We start from the raw sequence: 12,899 nt of genomic DNA, 5'->3' as shown, positions 1-12,899 counted from the left end.
AACAAGGACGAAGAGGCCCCCATCTTCCAGGTCGCCGATTACGGATTGGTCGCCGATTTGTTCAAGGCCGTGCCTGAATTTACGGAGAAACTGTAAACATGACCGCTCTTCCCTCCCTTGATGCGCCCATTTCTGCCCACATTCGCCAGATTGGCGTGATCGGGGCGGGTCAGATGGGCAATGGCATCGCCCAGGTTTTCGCGCAGCGCGGCTACGAGGTCGCCCTGCTCGACATCTCGGACGAGCGTTTGGCGTCGGGGATGGGGGCGATCGGCAAGAACCTTGGCCGTCTGGAAGCCAAGGGCAAGATTTCCGCCGCCGACACGGCCGAGTCCTTGTCGCGCATTCGGACCGGCACCAGCTATACCATGCTCAGCCAATGCGATCTGGTGATCGAGGCGGCAAGCGAAAATGAAACGGTCAAGCGGGCGATCTTCGCCCAATTGTGTCCGGTGTTGAAGCCCGAGGCGATCATCGCCTCGAACACTTCGTCCTTGTCCATTACTCGGCTGGCCGCATCCACCGACCGGCCGGCGCGTTTCGTCGGCATGCACTTCATGAATCCGGTGCCGGTGATGCAGTTGGTGGAACTCATTCGCGGTATCGCCACCGCCGAAGACACCTTCGCCATCACCAAGGAATTGGTGGCGCGGCTGGGCAAGATTTCGGTTTCGGCCGAGGATTTCCCCGCTTTCATCGTCAACCGCATTCTGCTGCCGATGATCAACGAGGCGGTCTATACCCTGTACGAGGGGGTCGGTCATGTGGAAGCCATCGACACCGCCTTGAAGCTGGGCGCCAATCACCCGATGGGTCCGCTGGAACTGGCCGATTTCATCGGTTTGGATACGTGTTTGGCGGTGATGCATGTGCTGCATGAAGGCTTGGCCGACAGCAAGTACCGGCCGTGCCCGCTGCTGGTGAAATACGTGGAAGCCGGCTGGCTGGGGCGTAAGACCGGCCGTGGATTTTATGATTATACCGGCGAAAAGCCGGTGCCGACCCGTTGACGGAGATTTGACCGATGACCGCCTATGCTGCGCCGCTGCGTGACATCACCTTCGTTTTGGACAATGTCGCCGGCTTGGCCAAGGTCACGGCGCTGCCGGCCTTTGCCGAAGCGACCCCCGATCTGGTGAGCTCGATCTTGGAAGAAGCGGCCAAGATCGCCGCCGACACCTTGGCTCCGCTCAATCAGGTTGGCGACAGCCAGGGTGCGCGCCTGGAAAACGGTGTGGTTCGCGTCGCCGACGGCTGGACCGAGGCGTGGAACGTGCTGGTCGAGGGCGGCTGGAACGGCTTGCCGTTCTCGCCCGATCACGGCGGCATGGGGCTGCCCAATGTGCTTAATACCGCCGTGCACGAGATGTGGCAGGCGGCCAACATGGCCTTTACCCTGTGCCCGATGCTGACCCAGGGCGCGGTCAATGCCGTCGAATCCTATGGCACCGAGGGGCAAAAGGCCTTGTATCTGCCCAAGATGGTGACGGGCGAATGGACCGGCACCATGAACCTGACCGAGCCGGGCGCCGGTTCCGATCTGGCCGCCATCCGCACCAAGGCGGTGCCGGAAGGTGACCATTATCGGATTTCGGGGTCGAAGATTTTCATCACCTATGGCGATCACGAGATGGTGGAAAACATCATCCATCTGGTGTTGGCTCGCCTGCCCGACGCCCCTGCCGGGGTCAAGGGCATTTCCTTGTTCATCGTGCCCAAGTTCCTGGTCAACGAAGATGGCAGCCTGGGGGCGCGCAACGACGCCGTTTGCGCGTCGCTGGAACACAAGCTGGGGATTCACGGCAGCCCGACCGCGGTCATGGCTTTTGGCGAGGGCGAGGGGGCCATCGGCTCCTTGGTGGGCGAGGCCAATCGTGGCCTGGAATACATGTTCACCATGATGAACCACGCCCGTCAGGCCGTTGGTCTGCAAGGTTTGGCCATCGCCGAGCGGGCCTATCAGCAGGCGCTGAATTATGCGCGGGAACGCGTTCAAGGCAAGCCGACCGGGTGGACCGGCGCGGGCGCCACCGGCATCATCAATCACCCCGATGTGCGCCGTATGCTGATGACCATGAAGTGCCAGATCGAAGCCATGCGCGGTTTGATCTATTCGGCTGCCGCCCATGTGGACGTCGCCCACAACCATCCCGACGCGGCCGAACGCGGCCGCGCCCAAATGATGGCCGATCTGTACACGCCGCTGGTCAAGGGCTGGTCGACCGAAGTTGGCAACGTCATCGCCTCGCTGGGGGTTCAGGTGCATGGCGGCATGGGATATGTGGAAGAAACCGGGGCCGCTCAGCATTTCCGCGATGCCCGCATCACCACCATTTACGAAGGCACCACCGCCATTCAGGCCAATGATCTGGTGCTGCGCAAAACCTTGCGCGATGGCGGTCAGGGCTTGCGCGGGCTGTTGCAAGATGTCGCCACCACCGCCGGCGCCGCCGAAAGCGCCGGTCTGGCCATCGGCGCCAAGCTGAACGCCGCCACCGCCACCGCCACCGCCTGCGTGGAATGGCTGGTCGGGGCGGGCAAGGAAGACCCGCGCCTGCCGGCCGGCGCCGCCGTGCCGTTCCTGGAACTGATGGGGATTTTGGTCGGGGCGCAGATGATGGCCAAGGGCGCCTTGGCGGCCAAGGGCGGCGGCGATGCCTTCTTGGCGGCTAAACTGGTGACCGCCGATTTTTATGCCGATCACGTGTTGTCGCGCGTCGATGGCCTGGGGCAGACCATTCTGGCCGGCTCTGCGGCGATCATGGCGTTGGACGAATCACAGCTTTAGAACCCGATACCGCCGGCCGGCTCCTGGCGGTTACTAGTCCCTTGGTCATGCACACGCCCCTGGGTCTGGTTGTCTCCCTCTGCAGAGCCGCAACTTGAAAAGGCCGGGCGCATGTCGCCCGGCCTCTTTTTTATTTTGACCATGACCAGTTGGCCGAGGATGACCGCAAGGAGTACGGTGAGCGGCGGCAGGTGGCCTATGGCCTGATCCGAGGCCGATTATTCGTATGTGTGTTCACCGACCGTGGCGATATCCGCCGCGTCTTCTCTTCCTTTCAAAGCTGGACACCTCTAAAAACCTGATTCCCGAGGGAATTTGCGGCGGATTGGCTGAGTGATGGACGGCAAGTTGCTGCCGTCAGCCCTGATTTTCGCCTGGGATTGATGGTTGGGTGTCCGATTTCGGCGATTTTGACCTCAAGCGGGCACACGTCTCCTCTCGAGCCACATGAAACGCCGCATGTTGTCGGCCAGGTTGATCATGCCGATCTTGGTCTCGGCCCTGGCCTTGCCGATGGTGCGGACGATGGCGGCCATCGGCCCTTTCTGGTGGGCAAAGACGTGCTCGATCTTGGAGCGCACCATGGATTTGAGGGCATTGGCCTTGCGGGTTCTCTCCGGCATCGGCTTGCCCTTGGGCTTCTTGCGATGGACCTTCGAGACGAAGCCGTTCTTCGCCATGAACGCCTCGTTCTTTTCCGAGCGATAGGCCGTGTCGGCCCAGACGCCGCTGGCGGTGTTGGTCTTGTCGAGCAGATTGGGCAGCTGCCCCGACATGGCCAGATACCCCGCGTCACGCAAGGCCCGGTCGAAGGTGTCGAACAGCCCCGGGATGGCGCCCGCTTTGGTCAAATGTTCCCGGAACATCCAGATCGTGTTGGCATCGGGAACCGTATCGGCGATCTCAAGGCCCAGAAACCGCTTCCAGGTCAGGCGGTCGCGCATGAAATATTCCGTCGCCTCGTCGCCCAGTCCGTTCATCGCTTGAAGGATCAGAACCTTCAGCATCAGCACATGATCAAACGGCGGACGACCGCCTTTGGCGCCGTTCGAACGTGGAACCGCCCGTTCCAGATCGGCGCGAAACAGTTCGAAATCCACTGTCCGGTTCAACTGCTCCAGGACGTCGCCCTTCTTCGAGAGCCCGGCCAAGCATTCCGCGACATCGAAAAAGCCCGGTTCCTTCATCGCCCCCTCGCCGCTGTCTCTCCGCCTATTGAATCAATTCATCGCCGTCACGGCCAGGGTTTTTAGAGGTGTCCGACTGCCCCCATGAGTTCAACGGAGGCCGCGACGATGCGGGAAAACGCGACATTGATGCTGCGGGGCGACAAGCTCCAGCCCGAACTGGCAGCCGCCCTTGACGGCGGCGAGGCGGGCGACGTGGTGGACGCGGACGAGGCCTTCACCCACTTGTCCAAATCCAGGTCCAGCCAGCGCATGGTGGCGACCTCGATGCGGCGTTGTCCCAGGATCAGCAACAATTTGAGATCGTCCGCATTGCCAAGGGTGGTATCACGGGGGCAGGCGCTCAGCCGATCTCAGTCATCATGGGTGAGACCTGGCGCGGGCTGAACTCGGCAAAGGGTTCGGGCAAGGCCGACACGTCGGAAAGCACCGTTTTCGTCTCGGTGCGCGCCGTCGAATTGCGGAAGTACATGGCTTCGAAAATTGCATCGGTTTGGGCTGGGGCAATGATTGAAATGCTGATATCGTCAATGCCTACCAGGAATTGAAAATGTTTCTGCGGGGGCGTGTTGAACCAGATCGTCATTTATCAAAACGAGTTCTTTAATCCCGTCTATCGCCCTTTTGTCGGCGAACGGTGGGAAATGCGTCTGGCCGACATGGTGATGTGTCGCGGCTATTGGTCGGAAGCCCGGCTGGTCATGGGCATGGCTGCGCTGATGCGGGTCAGCGATGGGGGCAAACAGGCCTGGATGTCGATGACGCCGATGGAGATCGAGAGTCAGGAATTGGGTTGCCGTCATGCCCATGGCCATGTGGTGGTCATGGGGTTGGGCATGGCGTGGGCGGCGGTCAATGCGGCGTTGCATCCCGAGGTCAGCAAGGTCACCGTGGTCGAATTCGACCCCGAGGTCATCGCCATGATCCGGCAATTAGAGGTGGTCGAGCAATTGCCGCCAGAGGCGGCGGCGCGGATCACCATCTTGCAGGGCGATGCTTATACTTTCGTCCCCGATACGCCGGCCGATACCTTGGTGGCCGATATCTGGCTGCCGCTTTTCGGTCCTGATCGCGACAAAGAGGTGCGGCGCATGCGGGCCAATACCGGGGCCAGCCGGGTATATTTCTGGGGCCAGGAAATGGTGATCGCCGATCGTGCCCGTCGTCGCGGGCTGCCGCTGACGGCGCAAACCGTCGACGCCATCGTCGCAGAGATGGACCTACCGCTGATCGGGCCGGCCGAATGTCCGAATTACCCGGATCTGATCGAGCGGGCGGCCCAGGCCTGGTATCGCCCGGTGGATTAAGCCCGGCATCAGCCCTGGGTTTTCAGCCCTGGGTTTTCAGCCCCCCGGCGGTGACGATGAAGGCGGCGATCTCGGCCAGGCCCTGACCGCTTTTCATATTGGAAAACAGGAAGGGACGGGGGCCGCGCATGCGGCGGCTGTCGCTATCCATCACCTCAAGGCTGGCGCCAACCAGCGGGGCCAAGTCGGTCTTGTTGATGATCAGCAAATCCGAACGGGTGATGCCCGGCCCGCCCTTGCGCGGCAATTTGTCGCCGGCGGCGACGTCGATGACGTACAGCGTGATATCGGCCAGTTCCGGGCTGAAGGTGGCGGTCAGATTGTCGCCGCCCGATTCGATCAGCAACAGTTCCAGATCGGGAAAGCGATCATGCATTTCATCGACGGCAGCCAGGTTGATCGAGGCATCTTCGCGGATGGCGGTGTGCGGACAGCCGCCGGTTTCCACCCCAAGGATGCGCTCGGGCGATAAAGCGCCGTTTCTGGTCAGAAACTCGCAATCTTCGCGGGTATAGACGTCGTTGGTGATGACGGCGATATCGTAGCTATCGCGGAAACGCAGACACAAAGCCAAGGTCAGGGCGGTCTTGCCCGAGCCGACCGGCCCGCCGATACCGACACGGAATGCACTCATGAGCGAAACAACCTTGTGTATTGGGTTTCGTGGGTCAGGCTGCACCAATCGACCATGGCGGTGGCGCTGCCCAAATCGGCGAACGGGCGGATACGGGCGGCGGCGGTCGCCCCAACCACCACCGCTTCCAAGGCGGCCAGCGCTTTTTGCCCGTCGGTTTGGCCCAGCGGCACCAACCGTACCGCCGCCGAGATCAGATTGGCGGCAAAGCCATGCAGGGCCGCGCTCAGGGTTTCGGTTTCGGCGATGCCGGCGCGGGCGGCGACCACGCCCACCGCGACCATATGGGCCGGCTGGCGTTTCGTGTGTTTCAGCCGGGTTTTCCAGGCGTCAAGCCAGGGATCGGGCCAGACGGCGGCGATCGTATTAAGGAAGGCGGTGCCTTGGGCGGCGGATTCCAACGCCAATTCGGCCGAACCGCGCAGGCAATCGGCTTGTTCGACCACATGATCAAGCCGCTCTGGATCGTCGTGGCCGCGATGGGCTTCCAAGAGCAGGGCGGCATCGATGCGGCCGGCGCCATGGTCGATAATGGCGGCGACCCACTCAATCAGGCTGGCGCGGTCGGTGACCAGCCCGGCCTCGACCGCGCGCTCCAGGCCATGGGAATAGCTGAAGGCCCCCACTGGAAAGGCCGGCGACAGCCAGGTCATCAGCCGCAGCAAGGGGGTCATGCCCGCCTCACCACCGGGGCGGGGGCGTTCATCAATCCGTGCGGATCATAGGCGCCGGGTTCGGGCTGGAACGGCGCTCGCCGCCGCCACGCCTGGATAGCCTGGCCATCCAGCATGGTCATCAGCACATGATCCATGGCCACCCGCAATGTGCGGTTGGGCAGGAACTGCACCGCCACATGGCGGTTGCCGATATGCCAGCAGATGCGGGCCAGCTCGGCTTCGGTGCGGCAGGAAATATCGATGACGTCCTCGTCCGCCGCCACCAGACAGAGAAAGCCGCCATCGTCCAGCTCCAGCCCGTCGCCATCCTTCATCTGCATGGCCCGCGGCAGATCAAGCAGGAATTCCCCCCCGTCATCGGCGCTCAGCATCAGGCGGCGGCGATGACGTTCGGCGGCGGCCAGGGTGACTGTGCCAGCCTTGGCCGTGCGTGGCCACGAGCCGGCGGGGTGCAAGGCGAGGGCGCGGCGCATGGGCCCCTTCTCCTAAAACAGGAAATAGCGCTGCGCCAACGGCAGTTCCGCCGCCGGTTCGCAGGTCAGCAATTCACCATCGGCGCGCACCTCATAGGTTTCCGCATCAACGTGGATGTCGGGGCAGGCATTGTTGTGGATCATCGCCGCCTTGGTCAGGCCGCGAGTGCCCTTGACCGCCAGCACGGCGCGTTTCAGGTCCAGCGTGCGGCCGATATCGGCCTCGGCCGCCGCCTGGGAGACAAAGGTCACCGAGCTGGCCTGCAAAGCCCGGCCAAAACCGCCGAACATGGGGCGGTAATGCACCGGTTGCGGCGTCGGGATCGAGGCGTTGGGGTCGCCCATCAGGGCGGCGGCGATGGTGCCGCATTTCAGCACCAGATCGGGTTTGACGCCGAAAAAAGCCGGTTTCCAGATCACCAGATCGGCCAGTTTTCCCACTTCGATTGATCCCACATGGCTGGCAATGCCGTGGGTAATGGCCGGGTTTATGGTGTATTTGGCGATATAGCGCTTGGCTCGGACATTGTCGTTGCCGCTTTCACCGGGCAAATTGCCGCGTTGGGTCTTCATCTTATGCGCGGTCTGCCACGTCCGCGTGATCACCTCGCCGATGCGGCCCATGGCCTGGGAATCCGAGCTCATCATGCTCATGGCGCCGAGATCGTGCAAAATGTCCTCGGCGGCGATGGTTTCGCGGCGGATGCGGCTTTCGGCGAAGGCCACATCCTCGGGGATGCGGGAATCCAGATGGTGGCAGACCATCAGCATGTCCAAATGTTCGTCCACCGTGTTGACGGTGAACGGCCGCGTCGGGTTGGTCGATGATGGCAACACATTGGCGACGCCGCACAGCTTGATGATGTCCGGCGCGTGGCCGCCGCCAGCCCCTTCGGTATGGAAGGCGTGGATGGTGCGGCCCTTGAAGGCGGCGACGGTGTTTTCGACGAACCCCGATTCGTTGAGCGTGTCGGTGTGAATGGCCACCTGCACGTCATATTCATCGGCCACCGACAGGCAGGCGTCAATGGCGGCCGGGGTGGTGCCCCAATCTTCGTGCAGTTTCAGGCCGCAGGCCCCGGCCTGGATCATTTCCACCAGGGCTTGCGGCTGAGTGGCGTTCCCCTTGCCGAAAAATCCCAGATTGACCGGCAATCCTTCGGCCGCTTGCAGCATGCGCCCCAGATGCCAGGGGCCGGGGGTGCAGGTGGTGGCGTTGGTGCCTTCGGCCGGGCCGGTGCCGCCGCCCAAAAGCGTGGTCACGCCGGAATACAGGGCATCCTCGGCTTGTTGCGGACAGATGAAGTGAATGTGGGCGTCGATGCCGCCGGCGGTGACGATGCGGCCTTCGCCGGCGATGACTTCGGTGCCCGGCCCGATGATGATGCTCACCCCCGGCTGGATATCGGGGTTGCCGGCCTTGCCGATAGCGGCGATGCGGCCGTCCTTCAGCCCGATATCGGCCTTGACCACGCCCCAATGATCAAGGATCAGGGCGTTGGTGATGACGGTATCCACCGCCCCTTGGGCGCGGGACAATTGCGACTGGCCCATGCCGTCGCGGATGACCTTGCCGCCGCCGAATTTGACTTCCTCGCCATAGACGGTGAAGTCCTGTTCGACCTCGATGATCAGTTCGGTGTCGGCCAGTCGCACCCGGTCGCCGATGGTTGGCCCGAACATGGCGGCATAGGCTTTGCGTTCGATTTTATAGGCCATGGATCAATCCCCCAGCTTGCCGTTGACCACCCCGTTGAACCCCCAGACTTCGCCGGTTCCAGCATAGGCGACCAAGGTCACCGTGCGGGTTTGGCCCGGCTCGAAGCGGGTGGCGGTGCCGGCGGGGATATCCAGGCGGAAACCGCATGATTTGGCGCGGTCGAAAGCCAGGGCGGCATTGGTTTCGAAGAAATGGTAATGGCTGCCGACCTGAATGGGGCGGTCGCCGGTATTGGCGACTTCGACCACGATGGTGGTGCGGCCGGCATTTAAATCGATGCTGCCCGGCTGGGTGATGATTTCGCCCGGTATCATGGTGTCCCCCTTAACGGATGGGGTTGTGGACGGTCACCAATTTGGTGCCGTCGGGAAAGGTGGCTTCGACCTGGATTTCGTGGATCATCTCGGCGATGCCGTCCATGACCTGGGCGCGGGTCAGCACTTCGGCCCCGGCCGCCATCATCTCGGCGACCGAGCGGCCGTCGCGCGCGCCTTCGACGACGAAATCGGTGATCAGCGCCACCGCTTCGGGATAGTTCAGCTTGACGCCGCGTTCCAATCGCCGCCGCGCCACCATGGCGGCCATGGCCACCAGCAATTTGTCCTTTTCCCTTGGGCTTAGGTTCATTGCTCTTGTCCTTCCCTTAAATATCCCACAGGCGCGGCAGTCGGGCCGGCCGGCCCAAGGCCGCGTGGCGCACGTGTTTCCAGGTTTCGCCAAAGGCGGCGCGCAAGCGCTGGGCGTCGCCGTCAAGCCAGCGCGCCACCAGCACGCCGTTGATCAGCCCGGCGCCAAAGCGGCCCGGATAATCGGCATGCAGAGCGCGGGCCTGATCACGCAGAGCAATCGGATCGGCGGCCAGCACCACCATGCTGGCGGCGGCGACGGCGCCGGCAAAACCGGCGGCGGCATCAAGCACGGCGCGCAGATCGTCTTGCAGGTGCAGGGCATCGGCCCAGATCAGGCGGCCGTCCTGGCGGATTTCCCACGCTTCGCGGATCAGGCCATGGGTCAGTCTTTCCCCCCGCGCCGTCCGGCCGAACACCAGGATTTCACCGGCCAGGAGACGGGCGCCCGCCGCCGCGGCGATGCGGGTGGTCCGGCGCAGCCGGGCGCCATCGAACAAGATGGTTTCTTGCGGCAGATATTCCAGCGCCGCTCCGGCATCGACGGTCAGCGACACGTCGATGCAGGTGTCAGGACCGGTGGAGCGATAGACCTTTTCCGCCGCGCTGCCCACCAAGACGGCACCGGCGGCGGGGCCGGCATGGACGGATAATTCCAAGACGTCCCCGCCGGCCAAGCCGCCGCTGGTGGTGACCAGGGCGGCGTGTGGCGGCTCGTCTTGCGGCGGATCGGGGAACAGAACCCGCAAGGGGGCGCGTTGATACAGCCGCGCCAAGCGGTCGGTCCCGTCCACATGAACGAAGCCCAACTCGGCCCGGCCCTGCATGCGGGTGAGGGGCATGCGGGTCAGTTGAGGGTCAGACGGTAAGATGCTTGCGGACATCGGTCTCGACCATATTGGCGATATCGCCGGCCAGGATAACCTCGCCGCGATCCATCACAGCGTAGCAATCGGCAAGTTCCTTGGCGAAGTCGAAATATTGTTCGACCAAGACGATGGCCATTTGACCAAAGGCGGCGATCTTGTTTTCCGCCAGCAAGCGGATGACCCGGCCGATATCCTTGATGATGGAGGGCTGAATCCCCTCGGTCGGCTCGTCCAGGATCAGCAGGCGCGGGCGGGTGACCAGGGCGCGGGCGATGGCCAGTTGCTGTTGCTGGCCGCCCGACAGATCGCCGCCGCGCCGGTGCAGCATGTCGGCCAGCACCGGGAACAGGTCGAAGATTTCGGCTGGAATGGTGCGGTCAGCCCGTTTCAGCGGGGCGAAGCCGGTTTCCAGGTTTTCGCGCACGGTCAGGCGGGCAAAGATTTCGCGGCCCTGGGGGACAAAGCCGATACCGGTCCTGGCCCGTTCATAGGCCGACAAGGTGGTGATGTCTTTGTTTTCCCACTGCACCACGCCGTTCTTGATCGTTTGCAGGCCCATGATGGCCCGCATCAGGCTGGTCTTGCCGACGCCGTTGCGGCCCAGCACGCAGGTGACCTTGCCGGTTTCGGCTTTCAGCGACACGCCGCGCAAGGCATGGCTGGCGCCGTAATACAGATTGATGTTTTCCACCATCAGCATGATCAGCGCCCCAAATAGACTTCGACGACTTTGGCATTGGCCTGGACCGCGTCAAGCGATCCCTCGGCCAGGACCGAACCTTCATGGAGAACCGTCACCCGCGCCCCCAGGGCGCGGACGAATTCCATGTCGTGTTCGACCACCACCAGCGAATGATGCGGGTCCTTGTGCAGGTCCAAGATCAGTTCGGCGGTGGCCTCGGTTTCAGCATCGGTCATGCCGGCCACCGGCTCGTCCAGCAGCAGCAGGCGTTGGTCCTGCATCAGCAGCATGCCGATTTCCAGCCATTGCTTTTGCCCGTGCGACAATGCCCCGGCCAGCATGCGCGGCTTGTCCTTCAAGCCGACGGTTCCGAGAACCTGATCGATACGGTGCTGTTGTTCGCCGGAAAGCCGGAACAGCAGTGTCGACAGGGTGTCGCGCTTGCATTTGAGCGCCAGTTCCAGGTTTTCGAACACGGTCAAATGCTCGAACACCGTCGGCTTTTGGAACTTGCGGCCGATCCCCAGATTGGCGATCTGGTCCTCGGTCATCTTGGTCAGATCGACGTGGCCGTCGAACAACACATCGCCCTGGTCGGGGCGGGTCTTGCCGGTGATCACATCCATCATGGTGGTCTTGCCGGCGCCGTTGGGGCCGATGATGGTGCGCAATTCGCCCGGCTCGATGACCAGCGACAATTCATTGAGCGCCCGGAAGCCATCAAAGCTGACGGTGACGCTGTCGACGTAAAGGATGGTGCCGGGGGCGGCGATGCCGGGGCCGTGCGGCTGGTCCATCAAGGTGTCGTCAGTCATTGGACTTCTCCGTAACGCGGGCGCGCAGGCCTGCCCACAGGCCGACCAATCCCTTGGGCAAGGCCAAGGTGACAAGGATGAACAAGGCGCCCAGGGCGAACAGCCACAATTCCGGCGCCGCCCCGGTCAGCCAGGTCTTGGCGCCGTTGACGGCAAAGGCGCCCAGCACCGGCCCCAACAAGGTGCCGCGTCCGCCCACCGCCACCCAGATGGCGATTTCGATGGAATTGGCCGGGGAAAATTCCGACGGGTTGATGATGCCGACCTGGGGCACGTACAACGCCCCGGCGATGCCGGCCAGCACCGCCGACAGGGTGAAGGCGAACAGTTTTACCCCGGTGACCGAATAGCCAAGGAAGCGGACCCGGCTTTCGGCGTCGCGCACCGCCATCATCACCCGCCCCAGCTTCGAGGCGGTGACGAAGCGCACCAGCAAGAAGGTGGCGCCCAAGACCAGCGTCGTCAGCAGGTACAGGCCCATCTTGGTGGCGTCCTGCGACAGGTCGAAGCCCAAGATGTCCTTGAAATCGGTCAGGCCGTTATTGCCGCCAAAGCCCATTTCATTGCGGAAAAAGGCCAGCATCAGGGCATAGGTCATCGCTTGGGTGACGATGGACAGATAGACGCCGTTGATGCGAGAGCGAAAGGCCAGCCAGCCGAAGACGAAGGCCAGGGCGCCGGGGATGGCCATGACCATCAGGGCGGCGAACCAGAAATGGTCGAACCCAAGCCAATACCACGGCAATTCCTTCCAGTTGAGGAAGACCATGAAATCGGGCAGATCGGCATTGCCATAGACGCCGCGTGCGCCAATCGAGCGCATCATGTACATGCCGATGGCATAGCCCCCCAGGGCGAAAAAGGCGCCGTGGCCCAGGGACAGCACGCCGCAATAGCCCCAGACCAAATTCATCGCCATGGCCAAGATGGCGTAACACAGATATTTGCCGATCAAGGTGACCATGTAATTGGGCACGTGCAGGGCCGAATCGGCCGGCAGCAGCAGGTTCAGTGCCGGAACAAGCAGCAGGAACAAGACGCCCAGGGCGGTGAAACCGGCCCAGAAGCGACGGTCGCCGGGATTGAGGAACAAGTGCGACAACGAATGCATGCGCGGGGTC

At 62.9% G+C, this 12,899-nt stretch carries 15 protein-coding genes and 3 pseudogenes; 4 read left to right on the top strand and 14 right to left on the bottom strand.

The window, feature by feature from the left end; genetic code table 11:
• The 3 genes and pseudogenes from KEC16_RS19900 to KEC16_RS17725 form a co-directional block, all read left to right on the top strand.
• Window positions 1-96, top strand: a pseudogene (locus KEC16_RS19900) (electron transfer flavoprotein subunit alpha/FixB family protein); the annotation flags it as partial.
• Window positions 97-98: 2 nt separating this feature from the next.
• Window positions 99-1,010: a 3-hydroxybutyryl-CoA dehydrogenase gene (locus KEC16_RS17730; protein ID WP_211551428.1), complete on the top strand. Its 912-nt coding sequence runs from the start codon at window positions 99-101 to the stop codon at window positions 1,008-1,010.
• 14 nt (window positions 1,011-1,024) lie between these two features.
• Window positions 1,025-2,788, top strand: coding sequence for an acyl-CoA dehydrogenase (locus KEC16_RS17725; RefSeq protein WP_211551426.1), 1,764 nt, complete (start codon window positions 1,025-1,027; stop codon window positions 2,786-2,788).
• 416 nt (window positions 2,789-3,204) lie between these two features.
• Here KEC16_RS17725 and KEC16_RS20230 read toward each other — a convergent pair.
• From KEC16_RS20230 to KEC16_RS17705, 4 genes and pseudogenes are all read right to left on the bottom strand, one after another.
• Window positions 3,205-3,558, bottom strand: a pseudogene (locus KEC16_RS20230) (transposase); the annotation flags it as partial.
• Window positions 3,559-3,561: 3 nt separating this feature from the next.
• Window positions 3,562-3,975 (bottom strand): annotated as a pseudogene (locus KEC16_RS20225) (transposase); the annotation flags it as partial.
• Between the two features lie 62 nt (window positions 3,976-4,037).
• Complete coding sequence (locus KEC16_RS17710) at window positions 4,038-4,271, bottom strand: hypothetical protein (RefSeq protein WP_211551420.1); 234 nt, start codon at window positions 4,269-4,271, stop codon at window positions 4,038-4,040.
• Window positions 4,272-4,318: 47 nt separating this feature from the next.
• Window positions 4,319-4,561: a hypothetical protein gene (locus KEC16_RS17705; protein ID WP_211551418.1), complete on the bottom strand. Its 243-nt coding sequence runs from the start codon at window positions 4,559-4,561 to the stop codon at window positions 4,319-4,321.
• Between KEC16_RS17705 and KEC16_RS17700 the strand changes: the two genes are divergently transcribed.
• A complete protein-coding gene (locus KEC16_RS17700; protein WP_211551416.1) occupies window positions 4,542-5,282 on the top strand; it encodes a polyamine aminopropyltransferase in 741 nt (246 codons plus the stop codon). The two genes, KEC16_RS17705 and KEC16_RS17700, sit on opposite strands and share 20 nt — an antisense overlap.
• 22 nt (window positions 5,283-5,304) lie before the next feature.
• Here the strand turns inward: KEC16_RS17700 and ureG are convergent, their stop codons facing one another.
• From ureG to urtC, 10 genes are read right to left on the bottom strand one after another with little or no spacing between them, the layout of a single operon-like run.
• Window positions 5,305-5,916, bottom strand: coding sequence for an urease accessory protein UreG (gene ureG, locus KEC16_RS17695; protein ID WP_211551414.1), 612 nt, complete (start codon window positions 5,914-5,916; stop codon window positions 5,305-5,307).
• The gene (locus KEC16_RS17690; RefSeq protein WP_211551412.1) at window positions 5,913-6,590 is read right to left on the bottom strand and encodes an urease accessory protein UreF; all 678 of its coding nucleotides are present in this window, start codon (window positions 6,588-6,590) and stop codon (window positions 5,913-5,915) included. Before KEC16_RS17690 ends, ureG begins: the two co-directional genes overlap by 4 nt.
• Window positions 6,587-7,066, bottom strand: a complete 480-nt coding sequence (locus KEC16_RS17685) for an urease accessory protein UreE (protein ID WP_211551410.1) — start codon at window positions 7,064-7,066, stop codon at window positions 6,587-6,589. The genes KEC16_RS17690 and KEC16_RS17685 overlap by 4 nt, the downstream gene beginning before the upstream one ends.
• A 12-nt stretch (window positions 7,067-7,078) precedes the next feature.
• Window positions 7,079-8,785 (bottom strand): urease subunit alpha, encoded by a 1,707-nt coding sequence (ureC, locus tag KEC16_RS17680; protein ID WP_211551408.1) that lies wholly within the window; start codon window positions 8,783-8,785, stop codon window positions 7,079-7,081.
• 3 nt (window positions 8,786-8,788) lie between these two features.
• The gene (locus tag KEC16_RS17675; RefSeq protein ID WP_211551406.1) at window positions 8,789-9,100 is read right to left on the bottom strand and encodes an urease subunit beta; all 312 of its coding nucleotides are present in this window, start codon (window positions 9,098-9,100) and stop codon (window positions 8,789-8,791) included.
• A 10-nt stretch (window positions 9,101-9,110) separates the two neighbouring features.
• Entirely contained in the window at window positions 9,111-9,413 is a 303-nt protein-coding gene (locus tag KEC16_RS17670) for an urease subunit gamma (protein ID WP_211551404.1), read from the bottom strand.
• 16 nt (window positions 9,414-9,429) lie between these two features.
• Window positions 9,430-10,296, bottom strand: coding sequence for an urease accessory protein UreD (locus KEC16_RS17665; RefSeq protein ID WP_211551402.1), 867 nt, complete (start codon window positions 10,294-10,296; stop codon window positions 9,430-9,432).
• Window positions 10,271-10,981, bottom strand: a complete 711-nt coding sequence (gene urtE, locus KEC16_RS17660; RefSeq protein WP_211551400.1) for an urea ABC transporter ATP-binding subunit UrtE — start codon at window positions 10,979-10,981, stop codon at window positions 10,271-10,273. The genes KEC16_RS17665 and urtE overlap by 26 nt, the downstream gene beginning before the upstream one ends.
• Window positions 10,982-10,983: 2 nt before the next feature.
• Window positions 10,984-11,778 carry an urea ABC transporter ATP-binding protein UrtD gene (urtD, locus tag KEC16_RS17655; RefSeq protein ID WP_211551398.1) on the bottom strand — a complete coding sequence of 265 codons (795 nt, stop codon included), beginning with the start codon at window positions 11,776-11,778 and terminating at the stop codon, window positions 10,984-10,986.
• The gene (urtC, locus tag KEC16_RS17650; RefSeq protein ID WP_211551396.1) at window positions 11,771-12,889 is read right to left on the bottom strand and encodes an urea ABC transporter permease subunit UrtC; all 1,119 of its coding nucleotides are present in this window, start codon (window positions 12,887-12,889) and stop codon (window positions 11,771-11,773) included. The genes urtD and urtC overlap by 8 nt, the downstream gene beginning before the upstream one ends.
• Window positions 12,890-12,899: the final 10 nt, after the last annotated feature.

It is taken from the genome of Magnetospirillum sulfuroxidans (genome assembly GCF_018224925.1).
Taxonomy (GTDB): Bacteria; Pseudomonadota; Alphaproteobacteria; order Rhodospirillales; family Magnetospirillaceae; genus Magnetospirillum; species Magnetospirillum sulfuroxidans.
The sequence above is the reverse complement of the archived record's forward strand: the minus strand, read 5'-3'. Positions and strand labels throughout refer to the sequence as shown.

Coding starts and splice junctions, on each gene's coding strand:
- KEC16_RS17730 (WP_211551428.1), top strand. CDS start 99: ATGACCGCTCTTCCCTCCCTTGATGCGCCCATTTCTGCCCACATTCGC.
- KEC16_RS17725 (WP_211551426.1), top strand. CDS start 1,025: ATGACCGCCTATGCTGCGCCGCTGCGTGACATCACCTTCGTTTTGGAC.
- KEC16_RS17705 (WP_211551418.1), bottom strand. CDS start 4,561: ATGACGATCTGGTTCAACACGCCCCCGCAGAAACATTTTCAATTCCTG.
- ureG (WP_211551414.1), bottom strand. CDS start 5,916: ATGAGTGCATTCCGTGTCGGTATCGGCGGGCCGGTCGGCTCGGGCAAG.
- KEC16_RS17690 (WP_211551412.1), bottom strand. CDS start 6,590: ATGACCCCCTTGCTGCGGCTGATGACCTGGCTGTCGCCGGCCTTTCCA.
- KEC16_RS17685 (WP_211551410.1), bottom strand. CDS start 7,066: ATGCGCCGCGCCCTCGCCTTGCACCCCGCCGGCTCGTGGCCACGCACG.
- ureC (WP_211551408.1), bottom strand. CDS start 8,785: ATGGCCTATAAAATCGAACGCAAAGCCTATGCCGCCATGTTCGGGCCA.
- KEC16_RS17675 (WP_211551406.1), bottom strand. CDS start 9,100: ATGATACCGGGCGAAATCATCACCCAGCCGGGCAGCATCGATTTAAAT.
- KEC16_RS17670 (WP_211551404.1), bottom strand. CDS start 9,413: ATGAACCTAAGCCCAAGGGAAAAGGACAAATTGCTGGTGGCCATGGCC.
- KEC16_RS17665 (WP_211551402.1), bottom strand. CDS start 10,296: ATGTCCGCAAGCATCTTACCGTCTGACCCTCAACTGACCCGCATGCCC.
- urtE (WP_211551400.1), bottom strand. CDS start 10,981: ATGCTGATGGTGGAAAACATCAATCTGTATTACGGCGCCAGCCATGCC.
- urtD (WP_211551398.1), bottom strand. CDS start 11,778: ATGACTGACGACACCTTGATGGACCAGCCGCACGGCCCCGGCATCGCC.
- urtC (WP_211551396.1), bottom strand. CDS start 12,889: ATGCATTCGTTGTCGCACTTGTTCCTCAATCCCGGCGACCGTCGCTTC.